Annotated in this window: 26 protein-coding genes; 20 read left to right on the top strand and 6 right to left on the bottom strand. The window is 34.1% G+C overall.

Annotation, left to right across the window (positions count from 1 at the left end):
* Window positions 1-85: 85 nt before the first annotated feature.
* A complete protein-coding gene (locus AMD00_RS16555) occupies window positions 86-841 on the top strand; it encodes an ABC transporter ATP-binding protein (protein WP_053418334.1) in 756 nt (251 codons plus the stop codon).
* Entirely contained in the window at window positions 834-2,474 is a 1,641-nt protein-coding gene (locus AMD00_RS16550) for a hypothetical protein (protein ID WP_053418091.1), read from the top strand. The genes AMD00_RS16555 and AMD00_RS16550 overlap by 8 nt, the downstream gene beginning before the upstream one ends.
* 13 nt (window positions 2,475-2,487) lie before the next feature.
* Here AMD00_RS16550 and AMD00_RS24220 read toward each other — a convergent pair whose 3' ends face one another.
* The gene (locus AMD00_RS24220) at window positions 2,488-2,778 is read right to left on the bottom strand and encodes a hypothetical protein (protein WP_211258655.1); all 291 of its coding nucleotides are present in this window, start codon (window positions 2,776-2,778) and stop codon (window positions 2,488-2,490) included.
* A 175-nt stretch (window positions 2,779-2,953) separates the two neighbouring features.
* Here AMD00_RS24220 and AMD00_RS24185 point away from each other — a divergent pair, with 175 nt between their 5' ends.
* From AMD00_RS24185 to nhaC, 3 genes are all read left to right on the top strand, one after another.
* A complete protein-coding gene (locus AMD00_RS24185; protein ID WP_255511505.1) occupies window positions 2,954-3,088 on the top strand; it encodes a hypothetical protein in 135 nt (44 codons plus the stop codon).
* Window positions 3,089-3,281: 193 nt separating this feature from the next.
* Window positions 3,282-4,382 (top strand): amidohydrolase, encoded by a 1,101-nt coding sequence (locus AMD00_RS16540; protein ID WP_053418090.1) that lies wholly within the window; start codon window positions 3,282-3,284, stop codon window positions 4,380-4,382.
* 210 nt (window positions 4,383-4,592) lie between these two features.
* Complete coding sequence (gene nhaC, locus AMD00_RS16535; RefSeq protein ID WP_053418089.1) at window positions 4,593-6,044, top strand: Na+/H+ antiporter NhaC; 1,452 nt, start codon at window positions 4,593-4,595, stop codon at window positions 6,042-6,044.
* A 43-nt stretch (window positions 6,045-6,087) separates the two neighbouring features.
* Here the strand turns inward: nhaC and AMD00_RS16530 are convergent, their stop codons facing one another.
* Complete coding sequence (locus AMD00_RS16530; RefSeq protein ID WP_053418088.1) at window positions 6,088-7,332, bottom strand: hypothetical protein; 1,245 nt, start codon at window positions 7,330-7,332, stop codon at window positions 6,088-6,090.
* 95 nt (window positions 7,333-7,427) lie between these two features.
* Between AMD00_RS16530 and AMD00_RS16525 the strand changes: the two genes are divergently transcribed.
* The 10 genes from AMD00_RS16525 to AMD00_RS16480 all read left to right on the top strand — a co-directional run bounded on the left by AMD00_RS16525 (window position 7,428) and on the right by AMD00_RS16480 (window position 15,682).
* Window positions 7,428-8,537 (top strand): mandelate racemase/muconate lactonizing enzyme family protein, encoded by a 1,110-nt coding sequence (locus tag AMD00_RS16525; protein ID WP_053418087.1) that lies wholly within the window; start codon window positions 7,428-7,430, stop codon window positions 8,535-8,537.
* 19 nt (window positions 8,538-8,556) lie between these two features.
* Entirely contained in the window at window positions 8,557-9,243 is a 687-nt protein-coding gene (locus AMD00_RS16520) for a hypothetical protein (protein WP_053418086.1), read from the top strand.
* A gap of 171 nt (window positions 9,244-9,414) precedes the next feature.
* Window positions 9,415-10,374 carry a nucleoside hydrolase gene (locus tag AMD00_RS16515; RefSeq protein ID WP_053418085.1) on the top strand — a complete coding sequence of 320 codons (960 nt, stop codon included), beginning with the start codon at window positions 9,415-9,417 and terminating at the stop codon, window positions 10,372-10,374.
* A gap of 406 nt (window positions 10,375-10,780) precedes the next feature.
* Entirely contained in the window at window positions 10,781-11,380 is a 600-nt protein-coding gene (locus AMD00_RS16510) for an ECF transporter S component (RefSeq protein ID WP_053418084.1), read from the top strand.
* Between the two features lie 107 nt (window positions 11,381-11,487).
* Complete coding sequence (locus AMD00_RS16505; RefSeq protein ID WP_053418083.1) at window positions 11,488-12,231, top strand: energy-coupling factor transporter transmembrane component T; 744 nt, start codon at window positions 11,488-11,490, stop codon at window positions 12,229-12,231.
* Window positions 12,228-13,088, top strand: coding sequence for an energy-coupling factor ABC transporter ATP-binding protein (locus AMD00_RS16500; protein ID WP_053418082.1), 861 nt, complete (start codon window positions 12,228-12,230; stop codon window positions 13,086-13,088). Before AMD00_RS16505 ends, AMD00_RS16500 begins: the two co-directional genes overlap by 4 nt.
* A complete protein-coding gene (locus AMD00_RS16495) occupies window positions 13,081-13,893 on the top strand; it encodes an energy-coupling factor ABC transporter ATP-binding protein (RefSeq protein WP_053418081.1) in 813 nt (270 codons plus the stop codon). Before AMD00_RS16500 ends, AMD00_RS16495 begins: the two co-directional genes overlap by 8 nt.
* Window positions 13,894-13,906: 13 nt before the next feature.
* Window positions 13,907-14,803, top strand: a complete 897-nt coding sequence (gene rbsK / locus AMD00_RS16490) for a ribokinase (protein WP_053418080.1) — start codon at window positions 13,907-13,909, stop codon at window positions 14,801-14,803.
* 163 nt (window positions 14,804-14,966) lie between these two features.
* Window positions 14,967-15,173, top strand: coding sequence for a helix-turn-helix transcriptional regulator (locus AMD00_RS16485; RefSeq protein WP_053418079.1), 207 nt, complete (start codon window positions 14,967-14,969; stop codon window positions 15,171-15,173).
* The gene (locus tag AMD00_RS16480) at window positions 15,170-15,682 is read left to right on the top strand and encodes a hypothetical protein (protein ID WP_053418078.1); all 513 of its coding nucleotides are present in this window, start codon (window positions 15,170-15,172) and stop codon (window positions 15,680-15,682) included. Before AMD00_RS16485 ends, AMD00_RS16480 begins: the two co-directional genes overlap by 4 nt.
* A gap of 101 nt (window positions 15,683-15,783) precedes the next feature.
* Here the strand turns inward: AMD00_RS16480 and AMD00_RS16475 are convergent, their stop codons facing one another.
* From AMD00_RS16475 to AMD00_RS16465, 3 genes are all read right to left on the bottom strand, one after another.
* Window positions 15,784-16,032, bottom strand: a complete 249-nt coding sequence (locus tag AMD00_RS16475) for a hypothetical protein (protein ID WP_053418077.1) — start codon at window positions 16,030-16,032, stop codon at window positions 15,784-15,786.
* A gap of 48 nt (window positions 16,033-16,080) precedes the next feature.
* Window positions 16,081-17,370 (bottom strand): Nramp family divalent metal transporter, encoded by a 1,290-nt coding sequence (locus tag AMD00_RS16470; protein ID WP_053418076.1) that lies wholly within the window; start codon window positions 17,368-17,370, stop codon window positions 16,081-16,083.
* A gap of 169 nt (window positions 17,371-17,539) precedes the next feature.
* A complete protein-coding gene (locus AMD00_RS16465) occupies window positions 17,540-18,250 on the bottom strand; it encodes a Fe-S oxidoreductase (RefSeq protein WP_053418075.1) in 711 nt (236 codons plus the stop codon).
* 646 nt (window positions 18,251-18,896) lie between these two features.
* Between AMD00_RS16465 and AMD00_RS16460 the strand changes: the two genes are divergently transcribed.
* The 5 genes from AMD00_RS16460 to AMD00_RS22935 all read left to right on the top strand — a co-directional run bounded on the left by AMD00_RS16460 (window position 18,897) and on the right by AMD00_RS22935 (window position 21,860).
* Window positions 18,897-19,283, top strand: coding sequence for a hypothetical protein (locus AMD00_RS16460; protein WP_157059275.1), 387 nt, complete (start codon window positions 18,897-18,899; stop codon window positions 19,281-19,283).
* A 274-nt stretch (window positions 19,284-19,557) separates the two neighbouring features.
* Window positions 19,558-20,094, top strand: a complete 537-nt coding sequence (locus tag AMD00_RS16455; RefSeq protein WP_407701123.1) for a DUF3267 domain-containing protein — start codon at window positions 19,558-19,560, stop codon at window positions 20,092-20,094.
* A 138-nt stretch (window positions 20,095-20,232) separates the two neighbouring features.
* Window positions 20,233-20,694 (top strand): NUDIX domain-containing protein, encoded by a 462-nt coding sequence (locus AMD00_RS16450; RefSeq protein ID WP_053418073.1) that lies wholly within the window; start codon window positions 20,233-20,235, stop codon window positions 20,692-20,694.
* A gap of 275 nt (window positions 20,695-20,969) precedes the next feature.
* On the top strand, window positions 20,970-21,458 hold the full coding sequence (locus tag AMD00_RS16445; RefSeq protein ID WP_053418072.1) for a VOC family protein: 489 nt from the start codon (window positions 20,970-20,972) through the stop codon (window positions 21,456-21,458).
* Between the two features lie 159 nt (window positions 21,459-21,617).
* Window positions 21,618-21,860: a VanZ family protein gene (locus tag AMD00_RS22935; protein WP_245639544.1), complete on the top strand. Its 243-nt coding sequence runs from the start codon at window positions 21,618-21,620 to the stop codon at window positions 21,858-21,860.
* 474 nt (window positions 21,861-22,334) lie between these two features.
* Here the strand turns inward: AMD00_RS22935 and AMD00_RS16435 are convergent, their stop codons facing one another.
* The gene (locus AMD00_RS16435; protein ID WP_157059274.1) at window positions 22,335-22,808 is read right to left on the bottom strand and encodes a hypothetical protein; all 474 of its coding nucleotides are present in this window, start codon (window positions 22,806-22,808) and stop codon (window positions 22,335-22,337) included.
* Between the last annotated feature and the right edge of the window lie 175 nt (window positions 22,809-22,983).

Here is a 22,983-nt window from a genome sequence, read left to right as displayed (position 1 = left end):
ATTATAATTAAAGAAAAAAGAAAATTCTTATAAAGGAGTGTTTTTGTTGATAGGTGAACCCATTTTACGATTACAAAATATTGAGATGTCGTTTGGTAATAAACAAGTCTTAAATGGTATTAATCTAGAAGTAGGTAAGGGGCAAATTATTGGTTATATAGGGCCGAATGGAGCAGGTAAAAGTACAACGGTAAAATTGATGCTAGGGTTAATTGAGGGCTATTCAGGGAAAATTGAAATTTTCGGTAAGGATATTGCTGATGGGGATTATACATATAAAAAAAGGATTGGCTATGTGCCTGAAACAGCAGAGCTATATGATCATTTAACAGCCGCAGAGTATTTAACCTTTACCGGAGAAATGTATGGTTTAGAGCGCGAAGAAGCTGAGAAAAAAGCGTATCAATTAATGTTTCAGTTTGGGTTAGAGCATGCTTTTCATCAACGCTTAACCTCTTTTTCAAAGGGGATGCGTCAGAAGGTACTAATCATTTCTAGCGTATTACATAATCCAGATCTATTGTTTTTTGATGAACCTTTAAGTGGATTAGACGCAAATAGTGTACTCGTTGTGAAAGAGATTTTAGCAAAGCTTGCTGAAGAGGGAAAGACTGTTTTTTATTCTTCTCATATCATGGAAGTTGTTGAGAAGATTAGTGATAGAATTGTGCTTTTAGTTAATGGTTTAGTAGTAGCAGATGGTAGTTTCGAAGAGTTACAACAGCAAGGTAAGGAGGGGACACTAGAGGAAATATTCAATCAGATGACAGGATTTAATCAACAGGTGGAGATCGCCGAGCGTTTTGTTGAGATTGTGAAAGAAGGTCGAGTACATGAATGATTTTAAGTCGTTAAGAGTACTCGACGCGTTCCGATGGATTTTTGAGAAATTTGATATCGATTATCCAATTATGAGGAAACTTATTCAATTGAAACTAACCATGGATAGTCGTCGAATACCGGCTATTTTCAATGGACAAAAGCAGAAAAAAGAAGGCAATCAATTTATTAAATCCCTCTGGCTATATCTTTTTTACGGACTCTTATTGTTAACCCCTTTTCTGTTTTTGAGAAATCAATATATGTTCGCGTCGAGCATTTTATTTACTGTGTTAATGTTCATTACAATTACGACGATGGTGTCTGATTTCTCAGCAGTATTGTTAGATGTGCGTGACAAAAATATATTACAGCCAAAACCTGTCAGTAATCGTACACTGAATGCAGCTAAATTAATGCACATTGTAATTTATTTAGCATTGCTGGAAGGTTCATTTGTCATTATTCCACTTGCTGTTGGGATATATCGATTTGGCATTTTTTACGGGCTCATTTTCATCGTTAGTATTGTTTTTGTTAGTTGTTTTGTAGTTGTCATTACGGCCTTAACATATTTATTTATTCTACGTTTCTTTAGTGGTGAAAAATTGAAGGATATTATCAATTATGTGCAAATATTTTTAGCAGTTGCAGTTATGGTTAGCTATCAAGTAATGGCACATTCATTTGAGTTAACTCAAATGAATTTACAGTATACGTTTACGTGGTGGCACGTTTTTTTACCTCCTCTTTGGTATAGTGCCTTCTTTGAAGTATTGTTAAACCAAGATTATTCGATAAATATGCTTATATTAATGGCATGTGGTATTGTTATTCCCTTGCTGATGCTAAGGATATATATTAAGTTGATGCCAACATTTGAGAGAAGCTTATCAAAACTGATGAGTGATACGGTACGTACTAAAGGTAAGTCACATTTCTTTGAAGATTGGACTTCGAAAATCTTGTGTCGTAATGCTCAGGAGCGTACATTTTATCGATTTGCTTCACTAATGATTCGGCAGGAACGAGAATTTAAATTGAAGGCGTATCCACAAATAGGTTTTGCAATTGTTATTCCATTTGTCATGTTTTTTAATGAAGTACGAATCGATTCTTTAAAAGAAGCTATGGCAAATGAAAATGTGTATCCTTTGTATTTTAGTGCGCTCATGATTCCGACGGTTGTTCATTTATTGAAGTTTTCAGGGGCATATAAAGGTAACTGGATTTTTAGAGCAACACCGATTAGCAATTCTAAAATGTTTTATAGTAGTACACTCAAAGCAGCAATTGTGAAGTTGTTCCTCCCGACTTTTGCTCTGCTAAGTATTGTGTTCATTGCCATGTTCTCATGGGCAATAATTCCGGATTTACTTATTATTTTATTAGTTGCAATTATGATGACATTGCTTTCATATGTACTTTTGAATGGAGAAGTATATCCTTTTTCAAATTCTCATGAACTAACGCAAGATAATAATACGTTAAAGGTTTTAGTAGCAATGGTTGTCATTGGTGCATTTGCTTTAGTCCATTATCTAATCGCTATGATTCCATATGCTAAGTTGATATATATGCTGATATTAATAATTGCGGTTATTGTCGGATGGCGTCTTGTTTTTGGAGAAAAGAAAAATCACGGTCACTCTTAGAGCGACCGTGATTTTATTTTGTTTCTTTAAAAGAGATTGGAGTAGGTTCTATATTTAAGTCTGGTTGAATAGGCTTAAATTCTAACAATGTATCTTTGGATAGTGAAGATGATGAACGAACTTGTTCAATTTCTAAACGAAGCTTTTCTGTTTCAGCTATAAAACTTTGTTGTTTCAGTTTTTCGAGCTCAATTTCATCTTTTAGTATAGAATGTTTAATTTTCAAGCGATCATTGAAAGCTTTTGATGAGATGGCGACAATTGGAATTAATAATGCGAAAATTGGGATTAAAAAAGGGCTCATAAACAATCTCCTTTAGTTAAATTATATTGCCTTTATTATACTGTAAAATGTTGGATTTTGTTTAATTTTTATGAAATAACAGAAAATTTAAATTAATTAGGTTATAACTATTGATTTAACGTACGTAAAATTGTAATATTAAAAGCACTAAAATTATTTTTAAGGGGGAATGCTAATGAAAGCATCAAGATTTGAAACGTATTTAGTAGATCAGGATTTTGAAGTTCAAAAAGAAGAGGAAAAACGTGAGGAAATTTGCCATGAGAATAATGGTGAGCAATATCCTGAAGGTTTTTTTACCGAGTTATAGCTATTGAACAGCCGTATAAGGGCTGTTTTTTTTATGAAAAGGGATTATTTTTACATAATTTAGTGTATGTTCATCGGAACTTTAATTCGTTTTCTAGTAAAAATATCAACAAGAAATTAAAGTAGGACAGAAATGCTTAGATGGAAATCTATTTATTTTTGCAGTATGATGTGATTCAGATGGGGTGTTAAACATGACAATTGATGAACAAATAGTAAATTGGTTTGAGTATTTTCATGCGAATCCTGAAATTAGCTGGGAAGAACATGAAACAACAAAAAAAATTGCGTCTATATTAGATGAATTAAACATTTCTTATAGACTACTTGGTGATGTACCAGGTTTACTAGCAGAAATTGGTGAAGGTGAAGATGTAGTAGCAGTACGTGCCGATATAGATGCTTTGTGGCAAGAGGTTGATGGTGAATGGCGTGCAAACCATTCATGTGGTCATGATGCCAATATATCGATGGTGTTGGGCGCGCTATTACATTTAAAAGATCTAGAGTTAAATCATCGTATTCGTTTTATCTTCCAACCGGCTGAAGAAAAGGGGAATGGTGCTGTTGCTGCCTTTGAAAGAGGGGCAGTTAAGGATGTAACCCATTTATTTGGTGTGCATTTACGTCCTGTTGAGGAACTTAAATTAGGGCAAGTATCTCCAGCTATCCACCATGGAGCTGCAGTATTTTTAGAGGGCAGTATCCATGGAACAGATGCCCATGGCGCACGACCACATCAAGGGCAAAATGCTATTGATGTTGTAGTAGCTATACAACAAATGGCGAAGAATATTTATATATCTCCATTTGAACCACATTCAGTGAAATTAACGAAAATTGTAGCAGATGGCGGGAGTATCAATATTATTCCAGGTGGAGCAAGCTTTACTATGGATGTACGCGCGCAGAAAAACGTTATATTAAAAGAGATGCAATCTAAGGTTGAACATGGCTTAGAAGGAATCAAGCAACAATTTAAAATGGATATTCAATGGAGGTGGGTGGATTTAACACCAGGTGCAGAAGTATCTTCAGATGCTGCAAAAATGGCGGAAGAGGCGATTGTTGAAGTGTTAGGTAAAGAGCATTTAGCACCAGCAGTTGTAACACCAGGTAGTGATGATTTCCACTTCTACACAGTATTAAAACCAGAATTAAAAGCGACAATGATCGGTATTGGCGCCAATTTAGCACCAGGTTTACATCATCCAAAAATGACTTTTGAAAAAGAAGCTTTACTAGATGCTGCTAAAGTATTAGCGAAAGTACTTTCAAAAACTCTAGTGAAATAATATAAGAACCTATGCGAAGAAAATCTTTGCATAGGTTTTTTATTTTTTAGTAATATCAGTTTGTTGAATTTTGCTTGTTGACGCACCAAAATTGATAGCGTTTTCAAAAAAGGTTTGACTCAAAAAGAAGTGGCTATTACTATTATTATAATAGTGAGTATTTATAGACTATTCTAAAATATTTATATTTTCGCAAAGGGGTTGTGAGAAATGAAAAAGGAGATTAGTGCAGGATGGGCTGGTTTAACATTTTTGATTATGATTATCACAATGTTTGTATCAGTCGTGAAATTTGGTCAAAGTCCACATGTGCCATTAATTGTGGGGACAATTGTAGCAGCGATTGTTACTTGGAAGCATGGCTATAAATGGACAGAGATTGAAGGCATGATGTATAAGGGGATACGTCTTGCATTACCAGCAATTGTGATAATTATGTTAGTTGGGCTAACTATTGGCGCGTGGATTGGTGGCGGAGTTGTAGCGACAATGATTTTCTACGGTTTGAAAATTATTTCACCAGCATGGTTTTTAGTAACGATTTTGCTTATTTGTTCAATTGTGTCACTAGCTATCGGAAGTTCATGGTCTACAATGGCTACAATTGGCGTAGCTGGAATGGGGATTGGCTTAAGTATGGGTATTCCTGCTGCGATGATTGCAGGGGCTGTTATTTCTGGTTCTTATTTTGGTGACAAAATGTCGCCACTTTCTGATACTACGAATTTAGCTGCGGGTTTAACAGATACAAATTTGTTTGATCATATTAAGCATATGTTTTATACAACAATTCCTGCGTTACTTATTTCGTTAGTTGTATTTGGTATACTTGGTAGACAGTTTTCATCTTCTTCTATGGATATCGAAAAAATTGAAGGAACATTAAGTGTTTTACAAGAAAGCTTTGTTATTACTCCTTGGTTACTATTAGTACCGGTTATTGTAATAGTATTGGTAGCGAAAAAAGTTCCTGCTATCCCTGCTTTAATTGTTGGGATTTTACTAGGTTTTATGGCTCAAATTTTAGTGCAAGGCGGTGCACCAGCAAATGCATTGAATGCTTTGCAAGAAGGATTTAAACTAGAAACTGACAATGAAATGGTCTATGAATTGTTTAATCGTGGTGGGCTAGATTCGATGATGTTCACTGTATCAATGACTCTTGTTGCGATGACTTTCGGAGGTATATTGGAGTATTCTGGTATGCTTCAATCAATGATGAATATTATTGTGAAAGCAGCAAAATCAACAGGTAGCTTAGTTGCTGCAACAATTGCCTCTTGTATTACAACAAATGCAACTTGTTCTGAGCAATACATATCTATCGTTGTACCTTCACGTATGTTCGTTAATGTTTATAAAGATAGAGGACTGCACTCTAAAAACTTATCACGTACTTTAGAGGATGGCGGTACACTAACTTCTGTGTTTTTCCCATGGAATACGTGTGGTGTATTTATATTAGCGACATTAGGTGTAAGTGCTTTTGAATATGCGCCATATGCGATATTGAACTTTACTGTACCCATTCTTTCCATTATTTATGGATATATAGGTTTTTCTATCGTTAAATTAACGCCAGAAGAGCAGGCATTAATAAAGAGTAATGAAGCGAAGTTAAAAGAGAAAGAAGATTTAAATAGTGTACCTGCACTAGATTAATAGGCAAAAGCCTTCTAGAATTTATGTTTTCTAGAAGGCTCTTTTAATGATATGTGGAGAAATTCAGCTCATATAAACTGCGTGGTCGACCTTGTTGATATGTCATCTCTTCTCCAACAATTTTAGCGTAATTATGTTCAACAAGTTTTTTTAGAATACGCTCTGAAGTTCGCCGTGTTACTTGTAAATGCTCGGATAAATCATGAGCTGTAAATTGTAACGATTGTCTCGATTTACTAAAGGTCATAATTTTAGAGATGTTGAGTGGGCTAAGTTTTGTTTCCTTTGCCATAAGGACAATATAAGGGTCTTTAGCTTGTAATGATAATGTTGTGGTGGTATTTGGAAATGGTCCTTGTAATTCTTTATTTTCAGTTAAGATATAAATAGCATTAGGTAAAGCATATTTTAAAGCTTGTTGTGCATTGCTTTGAGCTTCTAGTATAGATTCACCATAACCAAAGACGAGCTTCGCAGACTTTTCTGAAACAGTAAAGAAAGACTCAAGTTTGTTTTGGGTAAGTGCATTTTGTAAATGTCCATATGTCGTAAATAATTCAAAACGGCATGTGTCTACTTGTTGATAAGAAGCATGGATGATAGTGGCTAATTGTTCTACCATTTGTAATGGATTATGTGTAGTTTTATGGAATTCTATAATTCCGGCAACTGCTTTTGCTGATTCAAACTTTGTTAATTGTGATAAAGATATAGATTCATTTAGACGACGTATAATTGAACTTTTTGGATCAAGCATACGTATGACAGGTATACCCAATGCCGTTAAGTCATCATAAATAGCATGGATACTCGTTATGACTAAGTCAATTTGCTTTGACTGCCAAAGTGCAATATGATTTGTAAGTAATTGCTTAGTTGGAGTCGATAATTCAATTTCTTGCATGTATGGTAATGGACCTTCAAACTGGATATCTTGTAAGACATTTTGTATAAAAGTAGAGCTCATTACATCAATAGATAGGCGGTCAATTGTGACATTATGTTTTGCTATTGCAGAAAGAATAGTTGCTGATATCATCGTTTCATCTTGTTTTATATATGTCCAAGGTATTGGCCATTGACGTAATAAGTGTTTAGCATACAAATAAGGCAATGTACCTGCCAACAGTAGAACATCACAAGGTTTTACTTGTTTCATTAAGTTAGGTGTTTCTTCTGGTGAATTGTAAATATAAAAATCTAATTGTATATGTGGTACTTCATGTGAGATAATATTGAGACGATTCATAAATGCTTTTGAACAAATGACTGCTATTTTTGTTGACATAGAATATGACTCCTTTGTTATATTTTTTTACTAATTAGCGACTATTTAACGACAACTATAACAGCTCGTATTTAAAAAGAAAAGAGTGAATATAAATGAAAATTACTGAAATTGAAATTTTTGCTATCGAACTACCTTTAATTGAACCATTCATTATTAGCTATGACACATATCCATCAATGCCCTCTATAATCGTGAAAATGACTACAGATGAAGGAATTGTAGGTTTCGGTGAGTCTGTCCCGGATGAACATGTAACAGGGGAGACTTGGGAAAGTACTTATGCTGTATTGAAAAACCAACTTGCTCCATTGATGATTGGTCAAGATCCAATGGCATTTGAAAAGATTCACGCATTAATGGATAAGGCAGTTTATCAAGTACCTGCAGCAAAAGCAGCTATTGATATTGCTTGTTTCGATATAGCAGGAAAAAAATTAGATGTACCAGTCTACCAACTAATTGGTGGTCGTTATCATGAGAAGTTTCCAATAACACATGTACTAAGCATTGGTACACCTGAAAAAATGGCAAATGAAGCAGAAGAGCGTGTGAGACAAGGCTACCGCTCATTCAAAATGAAAGTTGGAACAGAAGTCATGAAGGACGTAGAACGTATTCAAGCAGTACGTGAGCGTGTTGGCTTTGATATCGCAATCCGAGTAGATGTCAATCAAGGATGGGAAAATAGTTCCACAACTTTACGCGGATTAAGAGCGTTACGTGACGTTGATTTAGATTGGTTAGAGCAACCTGTTGTTGCAGACGACATTGATGCGATGGTAGAAATAAAATCTAAAACAGACATTCCTTTAATGATTGATGAAGGTTTACATGGCGTAAAAGAAATGCGTGAAATTATTGCTAAACGTGCTGCTGATAAGGTCAATATTAAACTGATGAAATGCGGTGGTATATACCCAGCGATGAAATTAGCAACAATGGCTGAAATGGCAGGGATTGAATGCCAAATCGGATCGATGGTAGAATCATCAGTCGGTTCTGCTGCTGGATTCCATGTTGCATTCTCAAAAAAAATTATGACAAGCGTCGAGTTAACAGGACCATTAAAATTCTCAAAAGATGTGGGTAACTTAAAATATGATGTACCATTTATTTGTTTAAATGAGCGTCCTGGATTAGGCATTGATGTAGATGAGGCTGTCCTACAAGAACTTTGCCACTACTCGCATGTAGTGAAATAACAGTTGGAGGAGGACTTGAATGAACAGTTTATATAAAGGTCATTTAGGTGAAACACCATTTGATATACGCTTATTAGCAATGGAACATTTACCTATCATACAACAGTTACAAACTATTGTTTATAATGCATTACCAGATCAATCCGTGTTACAGCCTCTATCACAAGAGGAATTTGAATATATTCTTCATGGCAACGGCTTAATGATTGGAGCATTTGTAGGGGAAGAGCTAATTGCATTCCGTGCACTTCTTGAGCCTGAAATTGATGATGAGCATCTTGGACGTGATTGTGGAGTAGAAGAATCTCAATTATCACGTGTCTTATACCAAGAAATTTCGAATGTTTCTCCTGATTATCGTGGCTTTGGTCTTCAAAAGACATTGGCTAAAGTTATTATGGAGCAAGTAGATGTGGAACGTTTTGATTATATTTGTGCTACAGTAAAGCCGTTCAATATCCCAAGCTTAAAAGATAAATTTTCTCAAGGTATGAAGGTTGCAGCTTTAAAATTAAAATATGATGGTAAGCTTCGTTATGTATTTTTCAAAAAAACAACTGAAGAAGTTTTATCTTTCAGTGAATCTTGTAAAGTATTAATGAGTGATACCACTATGCAGCAACGTCTATTAAAAGAAGGCTGGCTTGGTGTACAAATATTCCTGGAAAATGAGGAATGGTTTGTAGAGTATAAAAGAATGAAATGAGTATGAGCCACTTTCGATAAGGAAAGTGGCCTTTAATATAAATAAATAGATAATTAAAAATAAGAACATGAGATGTTGGTGATACAAGCTTCAAAAAAGGTTACAATACTTATTGAAGTAAATATAGTGCTACTAAAATAATAGTAGTAATTGTATTGAGGAGTGAATCTATTGAATAAGATCCCTGTAATATTAGACTGTGATCCTGGTATTGACGACACAATGATGCTAACACTTGCTTTTGCGAGACCTGAGTTAGATATCCGTTTAGTAACAACTGAAGCTGGAAACGTATCGCAAGATAAAACAACGTATAATGCACTTAGTTTCTTAACGTATATTAAACAAGATGTTGAAGTTGCTAGAGGTCTCGATGCTCCTATGTTCCGTACATTAGAAGTGGCTGAAGAGATTCATGGTGAAGGTGGATTAGGCAATGTGAAATGGGCGGAACCAACTTTACAAACGAGTGAACGCTCAGCTGTTAATGCAATGCGTGAAACGCTTTTAGCTAGTGATGAGCCTGTAATCATTGTAGCAACCGGCCCATTAACAAATGTAGCAGCGTTATTATTAGCACACCCGGAAGTAAAACCGAAAATTAAAATGATTTCATGGATGGGTGGATCAGCAGTAGGTGGTAATATGTCAACAACTGCTGAATTTAATGCTTATGTTGATCCACATGCGGTAGAATTAGTTTTCCGTTCAGGTTTACCGATTGTTATGAGTGGCTTAGATGTAACGCATAAAGCCTATATAACCCTTGATGAAATGGAACGATTAAGCAAGTCAGGAACCTCATTTGCTGAAAAAGTTGCTGAGATGATGAAATTTTATACATTTACACAATCACAAACGCCATTTCACGCTCCAAATTTCGAAAACCAAATTCGTGTACATGATGTTTGTGCAGTTGCTTATCTTGTTGCACCGGAGCTATTCCAAGGTGGAGACTACTTTGTAGAAGTAGAGTTAGAAGGCCGTTTAACAGCAGGTTCAACAATTGTTGATTATGTAGGTAAAACAGGTAAAGCTCATAATGTTAAAGTACTACATACAGTTAATCGTGAAGGATTTATTGAATTATTCTTTAATGCTGTGGATACGATTGGTAAACAACTAGCTTAAGGAAGAAGTATTTAAAAACTATTTGATATCTATTTAGATATCAAATAGTTTTTTTGTTTTTAATAGTAGTATTTATTAGCACTCATAAATATATTAAGTAAAACAGTGATTGAAAAATAGTATTGGACCCCATATTTAAGAATTTTGATTGAGTTTAATGTCACCAAAAACATGTTTCCATCATTAGATGAAATAGGAGGAGACAATGCAATTAATAATGGTTTCTATATGAAGAAAGGAAATAAAAAAATGTATTCGCTTACACAACTGTCGTGTGGGTTTATATGCATGATAATTAGAAACATCGAGGGAGTTGACTGCTATGTGAACAATATGATTGGTATATGAAGATTCACTTATTGAACGGTTACTTTGAGGATGAAAATAGTCGAAGGAGGATGACGAGATGAAACGTAGCTTTAAAGATGATTTTAATATGTTAGCAATGCTTTTAATTCCAATAGGTGTTGCGGTTAACTTAGTAGGGTTCCAGGTTGCCAATGTATTAAAATTACCTATCTTTTTAGATACTATTGGCACAATTTTAATTGGTGTAGTGGCAGGACCTTGGGTAGCTCTTTTAGCAGGACTTATTACAAATTTAATTAATGCTATTTTTAATCCTATTTATTTACCGTATGCATTAACATCAATAGCGATAGGGCTTGGTGCAGGTTATTTATCTAAGTTTGGTATGTTCAAACAAATTGGTAAAGTTATTATTTCAGGTATTATTATCACATTTATTGCTGTCATTGTATCTGCACCAATAACCGTTTTAGTTTTTGGTGGCGCTACTGGTAATACATCAGCAATTATTACAGCGACATTTTTAGCAGCTGGCCAAGAATTATGGACAGCAGTATTCTCTTCTTCATTTATTACTGAAGTAGCTGATAAAGTAGTCTCAGTATTAATTGTATACTTCATTGTTAAAAGTATGTCAGATCGTTATTTATCCAAAATGAATTATGGAGAACTTTATATGAAACGTAAACAACGTTAATACTATTAAGCTCTTTCTATTTTCGTTGTTAGTTTATCAATGGAAAGGAAAGGGCTTTTTTCTCTATGATTTAGATTTTAAGACATATTTTTAAGGAGATGCCAATAATGAAACTAAATCCAATTTTAAATTTACATCCATTGACGAAATTGTATTTTTCTTTATTTGTAACAATCTCAGTAATTATTATACCTAGTTATATATTTGCGTTTACATGGTTTCCTATATTACTCGTGATAGCTATCATTGCGGGAGTAGGCAAACAATATTTAGACATTGTTGTGAAAGCGTTAGTGTTGTTATTGGGGATCGTTTTTATAATGCAACTTTTTTTCTATCCAGGAGATCAAGTTATAGGTGAATGGTGGATCTTTGAGGCAACTAAAGAAGGATTGCAGTACGGACTTGTACTAACTTCACGTGTGTTAGCAATGGGTTCAGCTTTCATCCTTTTTTTCAGAATTACAGAAATACGTGATTTCGTAAAAGCGTTGGAAGATTTGGGTATGCCACCAATGGGTGCGTATATTGTATTATCAACGTTACAAATAATTCCTGAAATGCGACGTCAAGCACATACTATTATGGAAGCGCAAAAGACTCGAGGAGTGGAAACAGAAGGCTCACTTTTGATACGTGCGAAGGCATTTATACCAATATTAACGCCTCTGATTTTATCTTCTATTGCAAGTACAGAAGAACGTGCTATCACGCTTGAATCACGTGCATTTTCTGCCCCGACTAAAAAAACGAGCCTACATAAGTTAAAGAGAAGTAACTCTGATAGGACAATACCGATTGTATTACTTATTTTGATGATCAGTCTTATTATTTGGAGGTTTTTCTTATGAAAAATATCATTGAAATAAAAAACATGTCATATCGTTACCCTGTTAGCGATGATTTTTGTTTGAAAAATATTACATTCTCAATTCAAAAAGGGGCGTTTACAGCAATTGTCGGAAATAATGGAGCTGGAAAAACAACGCTGTGCAATGCGATACGTGGTTTTGTTCCACATTTTTATAAAGGTGAATTAGCAGGTGAAGTTATTGTAGATGGCAAGCAAATTGTAGATTATCAACTTGGACAACTAGGCGAGAAAATTGGCTATGTTTTTCAAAATCCTTTCAGTCAAATTTCTGGTGTGAAAGATTCTGTTTTTAATGAAGTTGCATATGGTTTAGAAAACTTAGGTGTACCAGTAGATGAGATAATACAAAAAGTTGAAGATGTATTAAAACTAGTGAACATTGAGCATTTAAGAGGAAAAAATCCATTTGAATTATCTGGTGGGCAAAGGCAACGTGTTGCGTTAGCCGCAATTATTGTAATGGATCCAGATATTTTAGTAATCGATGAACCGACATCTCAGTTAGATCCCATAGGAACTGAAGACATATTTGATGTTATTCGTCTAATGAAAGAACGAGGGAAAACGGTATTACTTGTAGAGCACAAAATGGATTTAATAGCAGAGTATGCCGATAATATTTTAGTACTCCATGAAGGTGCACTTGTTATGCAGGGCCCTGTAAGAGAGGTTTTTTCAGATCCCAAGTATGCAACATTTAATATTCAATATCCACATGTTACTGAAGTGGCTTTAAATCTTATAGATATAGGAGTTCCACTAAAATTTATTCCCATTCGAAATGAAGAACTACCAAAAGCTTTAAAGATGGAATGGGAGGAGAATAATGACTAATTTAAATATACGAAATGTAAGTTATTCTTATCCAGATGGAACACTAGCTTTAGAGGATTTCTGTTTGTCTATCTCAAGTGGAGAGCGTATTGCTATTATTGGACAAAATGGCGCAGGTAAAACGACAGCTGTTAAATTAATGAATGGATTATTAAAGCCAACTAAAGGAAATATATTAGTTGGTGATATGGACACAAAAGAATACACAACAGCGCAAATTTCTAGAAAAGTAGGTTATGTTTTTCAAAATCCTGATGATCAAATTTTTCATAATAATATAGAATCTGAAGTACGTTTTGGGCCTAAAAATATGGGGTTTAATGAAGAACAAGTAGACAAACTAACGAATTGGGCCATGGATTTATGCGGTGTAAAAAATTATAATGATGAGAATCCGTATAATTTACCTTATTCTATCCGCAAGTTTGTAACAATTGCATCTGTTTTAGCAATGGATTCAGATGTTATTATTTTAGATGAGCCCACTGCAGGTCAAGATAAGGTTGGTTTAGAACGTTTGGTACACATTTTAAAAGTACTTGAAGAAAAGCGGAAAACGGTTATTACAATTACACATGATATGGAGTTTGTAACTGAATATTTTGATAGAATTGTTGTTATGGCGAATCGTAAAATAGTTGTAGACGATAATGTAGATCAAATTTTTTATAACCATGAAGTTCTAGAAATGAGTATGTTAAAGCCTCCTGCCGTAACAAAAATGGCTAAATTATTATCCCTATCGGATGGTATAACTACGCAGGCCCAGCTTCTAGCTGCTATTTCTGAAAAAGTTAAGCAATAAAGGAGTAAGTTAAATGGAAACTAAAAATATTATAGTAGCAGGTAGTATTAATATTGACCTTGTATATGAAGTACCTCATATAGTTAAAGAAGGTGAAACTATACACAGTACGAAACATGATCTGTATTTTGGAGGAAAAGGAGCTAACCAGGCAGTCACTGCAGGACAGCTAGGTGCAGACGTTCAATTTATCGGGAGCGTTGGAGCCGATGACCATGGCATTCGTGCGAAAGAGAATATGGAGAGAAAAGGCGTTAAAACTGAAGCAATTTCTTCTAAAGGCGTAACTGGCCAAGCAATTATTCAGCTTTCTGATGTTGGCGAAAATTCGATTGTTCTATTCCCAGGAGCCAATTTTCTTGTAACACCTGAGCAAATCCAAGAATCGGAAGCTGCTTTTGAAACAAGTGATATATTGTTATTACAGTTGGAGATACCTATTGAAGCAGTAGAAAAGGCTGCAGAACTTGCATATGCAAATGGAGTGAAAATCATTTTAAATCCAGCACCTGCATGTGATATTCCAGACTCACTGTTACAGAAGGTATCAATATTAACACCTAATGAAACAGAACTTGAATTGTTAACAGGAATTTCAGCAGATTCAGAAGATAACTTGCAAAAGGCATGTTCGATTATGCTTGCAAAAGGTGTGCAAGCAGTAGTCGTAACGCTAGGGAGTAAGGGGGCATTTTATATGACTTCCGAAGAAAGTGGATTCGTAACAGCTGAAATGGCAAAAGCAGTTGATACAACAGGAGCAGGGGATTCTTTTAATGGAGCATTGGCCGTAGCATTATGCCATGGCGATTTACTTACAGACGCTATTACATACGCTTCAAAAGTAGCGGCATTTGTAGTAACTGAAATGGGTGCTCAACCAGATATCCCAGCAGAATTCATTAGATAATTTATCTTTTATAAATAAGGTTTATTTAAATGTCATTTCATCAGAATTTTAATTCTATGAAATGGCTTTTTTAATTACAATTAGTAAAAATGGTAATAGTTGACATTATGTTAACTATACATTACATTATGTATATAATAATTAACGTTTAGGAGTTTGTTATATGCTACGGAATCGAGTGAAAGAATTACGAGCACGACATGGATTTTCACAAACTGAGCTTGGATCTCGTACTGGAGTTACAAGACAAACAATTGGTTTTATTGAAAAAGGAGAGTTTTCTCCTTCAATAACACTTTCATTACGGTTGGCAAAACATTTACAAGTCTCTGTTGACGATTTATTTTGGTTAGAGGAGGATGAAATATGAAAAAAAGTGACCTACGCGTTCAATATCCACTTTGGAATATTACTCTAATAATTATTTTAATGATAATAAGTTATGGTGCTGTTCGTTGTTCTGATATTTTATTTCCAATGATACGATCATTAATTGATAATGATGGTGGTGTAGTAGTAGCTAAAATAGATATGACATCAATCTTTACGGTAATTGTGGGTTTAGTATTGTTAGTACCTTTTTATAGCGCCTATTTCCAAAAGTTGTCCAAACATAACAAACAGTATCCAAATGACAAAATATCTTTATTTTCATTTCATCCACCTGAATACATTGAAGAAGATGAAATGTTCCGACAAGTAACGCAAAAAGCAACGAAAAAAGTATATAGTTTTTACACAATGGCAATACCACTGACAATTGCAATTATGCTTTTTCCACTTAATCGTTATTTTTTCATTGTTATTCTTTGGTTAATTTTTATAATTCAAAATTTGTTGTACTACAAAGAAATCCGCAAATACATTGTAGAGATATAAAATATCATTATTTTAAATGCCGCTAAAACCTAAAGAAGCTGTGCATAAAAGTATTTATGAATACTTTATGCACAGCTTCTCTTATTTGCAATATAGCCATTTTAAGCTTCCATATCCTCTACGGACCGTGAGTATTTCCGTTTTGTAGAAGAGGTTGATTTTGTTCCATGATGATTGTCTTCATCTTTCACTTTATCATTTAGCTCTTCAACAGGAATGGCATCAACGGTTTGCATATCTTCATGCAAATCGAACAGGCTAATGGAATCGGTAGCAACAACATCAGGATTATCTAAATATGGCAAATCAGCGAAAATCTTTTTATCAGCTGGAATTTCAGGTCTCTCCATTTAATCACACTCCCTTGTAAATAGAAGTGTGCTCGAACTGGTTTATGATTATGCACCGAATGCCATTTGATAAAGTAAATATAAATTTAAGAAAATTACGATTGCAGCAACTATCCAGCCAACAATTGTAGTGATTTTATAATTTACGAGCTCGCCCATGATTGTTTTGTTACTTGTAAAGATGATTAGGGGAACGAGTGCAAATGCGATACCAAATGATAAAATGACTTGGCTTAATACCAATGCATAAGTTGCGTTAACACCAAATGCAATAATAGCAAGTGGAGGCAACATTGTAATAGCTCGTCGTAAATAAATTGGGATTTTTTTTCGAATAAACCCTTGCATTACGATATCACCAGCCATCGTACCTACTGAAGAACTCGCTAAACCAGCAATCAATAATCCGAGACCAAAAGAAATACCAGCCATCGGTCCGATATATTGTGTTAAACCTTCAAATGCAACGTCTAAATCTTCAACAGCAATACCTTTGTTAAAGAACACTGCAGCTGCAACAATTAACATACTCATATTAATTGCTCCTGCAATAATCATAGCAATGACAATATCAATTAACTCAAAATGGAAAATTTTTCTTTTTTCTTCATTGGTACGGCCAATAACACGACTTTGTGTTAGTGAAGAATGTAAATAAATTGCATGAGGCATAACAGTTGCTCCTAAAATACCTGTTGCAAGTAAGATGGAATCTATACCCTCAAATTGTGGTGTGAAAATACCTAAAATGACACCACCGACATCTGGTTTCGCCATAAATGTTTGAAAGGCAAATGCTGCAACGACGATTAAAACCATTCCAGAAATGCCTGCTTCAAATGCACGATATCCACGACGTTGTAATTCCAAAATAGCAAATGAACCAGCTGCTGTAATAAGTGCTGCAGGTAACATTGGAATACCGAATATTAAGTACAGTCCTAGAGCAGCACCTATAAATTCAGCTAAATCGGTTGCCATAATGACGAGTTCAGCTTGTATCCATAAAAATATTGATGTTTTTTTAGAAAAGTTTTCACGAGCAACTTCCGGTAAATTTTTTCCTGTAGCAATCCCTAACTTCGCAGAAAGAGATTGGATGAGAACAGCCATTAAGTTAGAAACTGCGATTACCCATAATAGTAAATAGCCATATTCAGAGCCTGCAGTAATATTCGTTGCAAAGTTTCCTGGGTCTATATAAGCGACTGCAGCGATAAAGGCTGGACCTAGAAAAGGTAAAATGCGTCTGAAACCCTTCACATCACCTCTCAATACATCCTCAGCGGTAGGGCCTCGGAAGCGTTTATAGACAGTCTTTTCTCTAGCTTGCGTCATAGTTTCCCTCACTCTCAAAAATGTTGTATACACAATAAAGTTTCCTTTAGGAAACTTTTGATGTTTACAGTATAATCCTCAATTTGGAAATTGTAAAGAAAAATTTATGATTATTCTAATCAAAACATCATTTAATTTCCGGGGTTCTTATAGATAGGAAAAAAACTCCTTATTTTAAAGGGCAGAAGCCACATTGTAACCATCCTGGTACGTCTTTTGAGAAACAACATGTTTTACGAACAGGTCTATTGATTAGTTTGGATGGATGTTGGCCACCAGTATATTTTGCAAACTGGGAGTGCTTTAAGAACTTAGACCATACGTTATCATCCTCTAAAATGTCTAAATCAATACGTGCCTGATCTTCAGTTCCAGGATTAGAAAGGAGGGTATGAAAATGCCAAAGCATATACCCGAAAATGTTTTCCCACAGCATTAATGGAGAAACAGATGTAATTTTGCGTAACTGTTGAATGATTTCATGACATTGTGTAAGCAAAATACGTGCAATTACTTCTTCACGTTCTGAATCATCAACAACACGCCAATCATCTTCTTTTATATATGTGCAAAGTGCTGTTCTACCAAATTCTTGACGTGCTCCGAAATGGATTGAGGAAACATCGCTATCCCAAACTTCGTCATATGTACTAAGCATGTAAAACTGCATAGCGATGAACATGCCATAACGTTTTGTGAAATATGAAATCGCAGTTGTTTCCGATGTTACACCACTTATTGCGTACATAACGTTCATAAAATCAGGAAGAAATGAATCATCATGCAATTGATCTAGTCGGAAGAGTATCGTTGACGGCTCGTCCGTATATACACTGTATGCGTTTAGTTGTTGTCTTTGATCTTTAGATAAAGTACCCATTTAATCACCTCTTATAAACTACTATACAATAAAATTTTAAAGACTTATTGGATAAATATTTATACTTTTATAGAAAAGAGAGAGTAACAATTTTCAAAGTATAAAATATAAGTGAATTTTCTATAAAATGCTTGACTATTTATATGATAATGATTATCATTATCATATAAAGAAAAAACCTCCTTTACAACATAGCAAGTAGAGCAGGATTTTTATTAGCTACTTTTCTCCAAAGAATAGCTAAACACTACAATGTGTTCTTAAACCCCCCTCAAAAGTTTAAGAATATATCGATAAAACTGGAACGGTAAGCCTTTAAAAGCTTACCGTTTTTTGTTGTTCTTAACATTTTCATTTAGTTAAAAGAATCGAAAATAAAAAAGCTTTAAAAGCCAGTATAGAGAATTTATTTGAATACATTATTAATAGCTTAAAATTAAAACATACGCTTACTGAGTTTCCTTAAACATCTTCTTTTTTTTTACATATTTAATATTTAACTAATTATTAAATATATGGTTTAAAATGTATATTGCAAGTGAGGTGAATTAATATTAGAGAATATTTATTACTATATTTAAGGAGGTAATGTCTATTAAAGTACAAAATGACATGATGGAAAAGTTATTTAAAATAGGAGGTCTTAATGGGGTACTCAGAGATTTTAGTAATGCTTTTAGTTTATAGTGGACTCATTGTATTTTTTTTAGTCCCTTTTCAAAGTGGATTGAATTTAATGAATCAGGAACAAAGGCAAATAAATTTCATAACAGTTTTTAAAGATAGTTTAATTAAAATAGTTTTTCATAAGAAATCTATATTTGCTCTTATCTTACTAATTTTCACCCTATTTACTATATATTTAGGATACGAAGGAGCAGAAGATCATTTTAATGCTCACAGTGGTTATCCCCCAATAAGTACAGATTTAAAAGCTATCTACTCTATGAGCGGTGTACTTGTATATACAGTTGTTCTTTATTTACTTATAGCATTTGTGAGAGCGTTAAAAATAGCAAAAAACACAAGTTAGATCATATAAGAAAATATATCTCTTCTTCGACTAACGGGGCAGGTTAGTTCAATAAGCAGGAATGAACTTTTGTTGTAAAGATCGAATTGAAGGGTGAGGTTCTATATAAGTGGTAATGAGAAGTATAGTAATGGACAATTACTAGATAGTTGGAGCTAAGGAGTTTTAGATAAGGGATTCTGTACACTAGAAACGAATTTTTTCTAAAAGGGGGAATTGTAGGGATGAAATCATTTAAAACGTTGGAATCAGCAAAAAGAGGGAGTGGAAGCTTATGATAATATGGTTTCGTCATTTACCGCAAATAAGTATGGATTTGGTAGAATGGATCCCTTTTATAAAGAATAATTGGTTTCGAAAGCACTTTATGAAGTTTGTTTATTTGCTCCAGATCACCATTTTTCTGATGTCCCTTTTCTTCGATGCATGGTCCGTTCCTATCAATACATTTGCTCTCATCTTAATAGGTATCTTTGTCTTCATCATTCACGAATCCCTTCACATTGTTGTGATAAACAAAAAAGGTGATATTAGCTTAACATTTCGCGGAACCTTTTTTTGGCTACATACAAATGCAGTCTTATCCAAAACGAGATTTTGGATCTTTATGAGCCTGCCCCTCATTGGATTATCCGTAGTGCCTGCCATTGTCTCATTCTATGTATCAGGGAATATTAAATCAATTTTATTATTTGTAAGTTGGATAAACTTATGGATTTCTTCCTCTGATATCATAAATTCATTTTTAATTGTCATTAAACCGAAGAACTCAGTATTTTGCAGAGGTTATTACCGAGTGGAAAAGAATTAATAGCATTTCTACGAGAAAGGTATACCGTATCAGAGATTATGTTATTAAATTACATATACTCCTCTAGAGGTTTGGGCAGATTAGTTGAATAATAAATGCTGTAATTTGGATATAGCCAAAAAGAAAGGAGGGAAAGATATGAAAGTTAGAAACTCAGTAAAGGCAATTATTTTAGATGGGGAAAAAATATTATTAACTAAAAATCAAGATGACGAGGGTTATTTTTTTCTTTGTCCTGGTGGAGGTCAAAATCATGGTGAAACATTCTATACCACTTTAAAAAGAGAGTGTATTGAAGAAATTGGACTTAATATAGATATCCAAGAATTATTACATATCAGGGAGTATATAGGGAAACATCATGAATATGCTGAAATTGATTTTGATGTTCATCAAATAGAATATTATTTTTTGTGTCAGCTAAGCAGAACTGAAAATCCAATAAAACCAACAAATCCTGATAATCATCAGGTAGGTATTGAGTGGGTTCGTATTGAGGATCTATTAAATTTCAGGCTATACCCTAAGGAGTTAAGAAAATATATAATTGGATATTTAAATGGTGAAAATTCTCCAGTTTATCTTGGAGATATAAATTAACTTTTACTAACAAGGGCTTTAGTAGAAGATCTTTGAGCTGTAGGTTTGAAATAGAGTTGCGACGTTTGTAAAAGTTGCGATACTTTTTCCCTTTGGATATGGTTATCTAAAGGGGCTTTTTTATAATGAAGGGAAAGAACATCTGAATAAAAGGTGGATTAATGAATTGTTAATTGAAAATAAATTGTTCCGTTAAGAGGAAAAGTTATTAAGCAATCGAGAAGAAATCTTTAGGAGACATATGTGATGAAATTAGGAAAAAGGTGGTATGAGATATGAAAATCCATAGAATAGATCATGTGGGTATAATAGTCAATGATCTTCCTGCCGCGAAAGCGTTTTTTCTTGACTTTGGCCTTGAAATGCTTGGGGAAGGAAAAGTGGAAGGCGAGTGGGTGGAGCGGATGGAGCGGTTAATGGGGCTTCAAGACGTTAAAGAGGAAGTTGAAATGTTACGAACGCCAGAAGATGACGCAAATATAGAATTAGTAGTGTTGCGAACGCCAGAAGGTGACGCAAATATAGAACTAGTAAAATTTCACACGCCATCAGATGAAAATAGCATACAGCGTCCTTTAGCAAATACTCTGGGTATCCGGCATATTGCCTTTGCTGTTGAAGATATTGAAGCCCTTGTTACCAAATTGACAAAGATAGGCGCAGAACTTATTGGTGAGATACAAAACTACGAAAACGCTTATAAATTATGCTACGTTCGTGGGCCAGAAGGAATTATTTTGGAGCTGGCTGAGGAAATCAAATAAAATATCCAATCTTAATTATCAAAACAGCAATTATACCGTTTTATAAAAGTTGAATGTTTATTCAGCCGACTATTCAAACCGTTTTTTGAAGGAATTCTATGAGTTTTACTCAAACTTTTTATAAAAACACAATCTGCATTCACAAATGAAGAATCCATTTTGATCAATCTTTTTTCAAAATGGATTCTTTGTATTTGCAGAAAATGTGGATTCACAGGATTTCTGTTTTCTTTGTTTATTGAAATGGTGCAGTTTTCTATGCCTATGGGGCGTTCCGTGGATGTAGATGATGTAATATTAAATACTATTGGAACATTTTTAGGGTTCATAACTTGGAAACTTCTCAATTCTAAATTGCGAGGTATTCCCTCTTCTAAGGAAGCGTCAAATGGACATATTTAATACCTATCTTATTGCACTAACGGGGTGCTTTACTTGAAGATCATTGAGTTGCGTTTGCAGCTCTTTTTTCTTTATTGAACTAACGGGGCAGTTTAGTTGAAGATGAGAATGGGAGTTTTTATGTCGCATTTGACACATAAAGCGAAACATAAGATTGAAAACATTTATATAACAGAAAAAACAACCAAAGATTGGCTGTTTTGTCGATGTTTTAAATAAGAAGAAGATTCCATATGTATTTAATTCCATCCCATAAAAACACCTCCATAAAAGTTGTTATCTATTTATTTACGAAAGAGAGTTATAAAAGTTTCATATCAAAAATTTATTTTGAACACAGTAAGTTCCTTCGCAGTTCGACCATAATGTGTTAAAAGGAAGGTGCTTATTCAACTAACGGGTGCTTTAGTTGAATAATATCAAGTAGTTTACTTTCTATTTAAAAAAACCACCAATGTAATTGATGGTTTTAGTTTATTTATAAGGATTGAAGTACTTATGATAACTATTTCCACCCATAAGTTCGACTTTCGTTTCGGCGTCTATAACAACAAATTTATGGAACTCTTCTGTTTCATTTTGGTGAAAAGATGCAAAAAAATACACTTGCCGATTAGGGTCTACATGAGTCTGTTTTTGCAGATTCATTTTTTTATATGCATTACGAGTTTTCTGATTAAATACTTCTTCAATATCTGGCAAATCCTTAAAAGTGATTTTTTGACGCATACTAAATGCTGCATTGATATACTCTTCATAAATATTTTTATCTAAGGTGCTATAAAATTCATCTTCACTAATAAAAGATTTACCATGATTATCAGGATAAATTAACTTTGGATTTACGTTTTCATAAATTGATGTCGAGCTGTTCGCTGCTTTAATTGATGAAGTTGGTAATAGTAGTAAGTTAGATAAGACAATGATTGTTAGTAGTAAAATCTTCATTATTTCACCTCCGATTTTTAAAGTTAACTAAAGATTCCCCTGATTTTTGTTATGTATACTTAGATGGTCAACAAATTTGATTGTTAAGCTAACGAGGTGCTTTAGTAGAAGACCTTTGAGCTGTTCAGAAGGCTCTTTTTTCTTTATTGAACTAACGGGGCAGGTTAGTTCAATA

This window comes from Viridibacillus arvi (assembly GCF_001274945.1).
GTDB lineage: Bacteria > Bacillota > Bacilli > Bacillales_A > Planococcaceae > Viridibacillus > Viridibacillus arvi.
Note: the sequence above shows the minus strand (reverse complement) of the source record. Positions and strands in the feature narration are given on the sequence as shown.

Bases quoted from the DNA above. Each gene is read 5' to 3' on its own strand.
- AMD00_RS16555 (WP_053418334.1), top strand. From the start codon at position 86: ATGTCGTTTGGTAATAAACAAGTCTTAAATGGTATTAATCTAGAAGTA.
- AMD00_RS16550 (WP_053418091.1), top strand. From the start codon at position 834: ATGAATGATTTTAAGTCGTTAAGAGTACTCGACGCGTTCCGATGGATT.
- AMD00_RS24220 (WP_211258655.1), bottom strand. From the start codon at position 2,778: ATGAGCCCTTTTTTAATCCCAATTTTCGCATTATTAATTCCAATTGTC.
- AMD00_RS24185 (WP_255511505.1), top strand. From the start codon at position 2,954: ATGAAAGCATCAAGATTTGAAACGTATTTAGTAGATCAGGATTTTGAA.
- AMD00_RS16540 (WP_053418090.1), top strand. From the start codon at position 3,282: ATGACAATTGATGAACAAATAGTAAATTGGTTTGAGTATTTTCATGCG.
- nhaC (WP_053418089.1), top strand. From the start codon at position 4,593: ATGAAAAAGGAGATTAGTGCAGGATGGGCTGGTTTAACATTTTTGATT.
- AMD00_RS16530 (WP_053418088.1), bottom strand. From the start codon at position 7,332: ATGTCAACAAAAATAGCAGTCATTTGTTCAAAAGCATTTATGAATCGT.
- AMD00_RS16525 (WP_053418087.1), top strand. From the start codon at position 7,428: ATGAAAATTACTGAAATTGAAATTTTTGCTATCGAACTACCTTTAATT.
- AMD00_RS16520 (WP_053418086.1), top strand. From the start codon at position 8,557: ATGAACAGTTTATATAAAGGTCATTTAGGTGAAACACCATTTGATATA.
- AMD00_RS16510 (WP_053418084.1), top strand. From the start codon at position 10,781: ATGAAACGTAGCTTTAAAGATGATTTTAATATGTTAGCAATGCTTTTA.
- AMD00_RS16505 (WP_053418083.1), top strand. From the start codon at position 11,488: ATGAAACTAAATCCAATTTTAAATTTACATCCATTGACGAAATTGTAT.
- AMD00_RS16500 (WP_053418082.1), top strand. From the start codon at position 12,228: ATGAAAAATATCATTGAAATAAAAAACATGTCATATCGTTACCCTGTT.
- AMD00_RS16495 (WP_053418081.1), top strand. From the start codon at position 13,081: ATGACTAATTTAAATATACGAAATGTAAGTTATTCTTATCCAGATGGA.
- rbsK (WP_053418080.1), top strand. From the start codon at position 13,907: ATGGAAACTAAAAATATTATAGTAGCAGGTAGTATTAATATTGACCTT.
- AMD00_RS16485 (WP_053418079.1), top strand. From the start codon at position 14,967: ATGCTACGGAATCGAGTGAAAGAATTACGAGCACGACATGGATTTTCA.
- AMD00_RS16480 (WP_053418078.1), top strand. From the start codon at position 15,170: ATGAAAAAAAGTGACCTACGCGTTCAATATCCACTTTGGAATATTACT.
- AMD00_RS16475 (WP_053418077.1), bottom strand. From the start codon at position 16,032: ATGGAGAGACCTGAAATTCCAGCTGATAAAAAGATTTTCGCTGATTTG.
- AMD00_RS16470 (WP_053418076.1), bottom strand. From the start codon at position 17,370: ATGACGCAAGCTAGAGAAAAGACTGTCTATAAACGCTTCCGAGGCCCT.
- AMD00_RS16465 (WP_053418075.1), bottom strand. From the start codon at position 18,250: ATGGGTACTTTATCTAAAGATCAAAGACAACAACTAAACGCATACAGT.
- AMD00_RS16460 (WP_157059275.1), top strand. From the start codon at position 18,897: ATGGGGTACTCAGAGATTTTAGTAATGCTTTTAGTTTATAGTGGACTC.
- AMD00_RS16455 (WP_407701123.1), top strand. From the start codon at position 19,558: ATGATAATATGGTTTCGTCATTTACCGCAAATAAGTATGGATTTGGTA.
- AMD00_RS16450 (WP_053418073.1), top strand. From the start codon at position 20,233: ATGAAAGTTAGAAACTCAGTAAAGGCAATTATTTTAGATGGGGAAAAA.
- AMD00_RS16445 (WP_053418072.1), top strand. From the start codon at position 20,970: ATGAAAATCCATAGAATAGATCATGTGGGTATAATAGTCAATGATCTT.
- AMD00_RS16435 (WP_157059274.1), bottom strand. From the start codon at position 22,808: ATGAAGATTTTACTACTAACAATCATTGTCTTATCTAACTTACTACTA.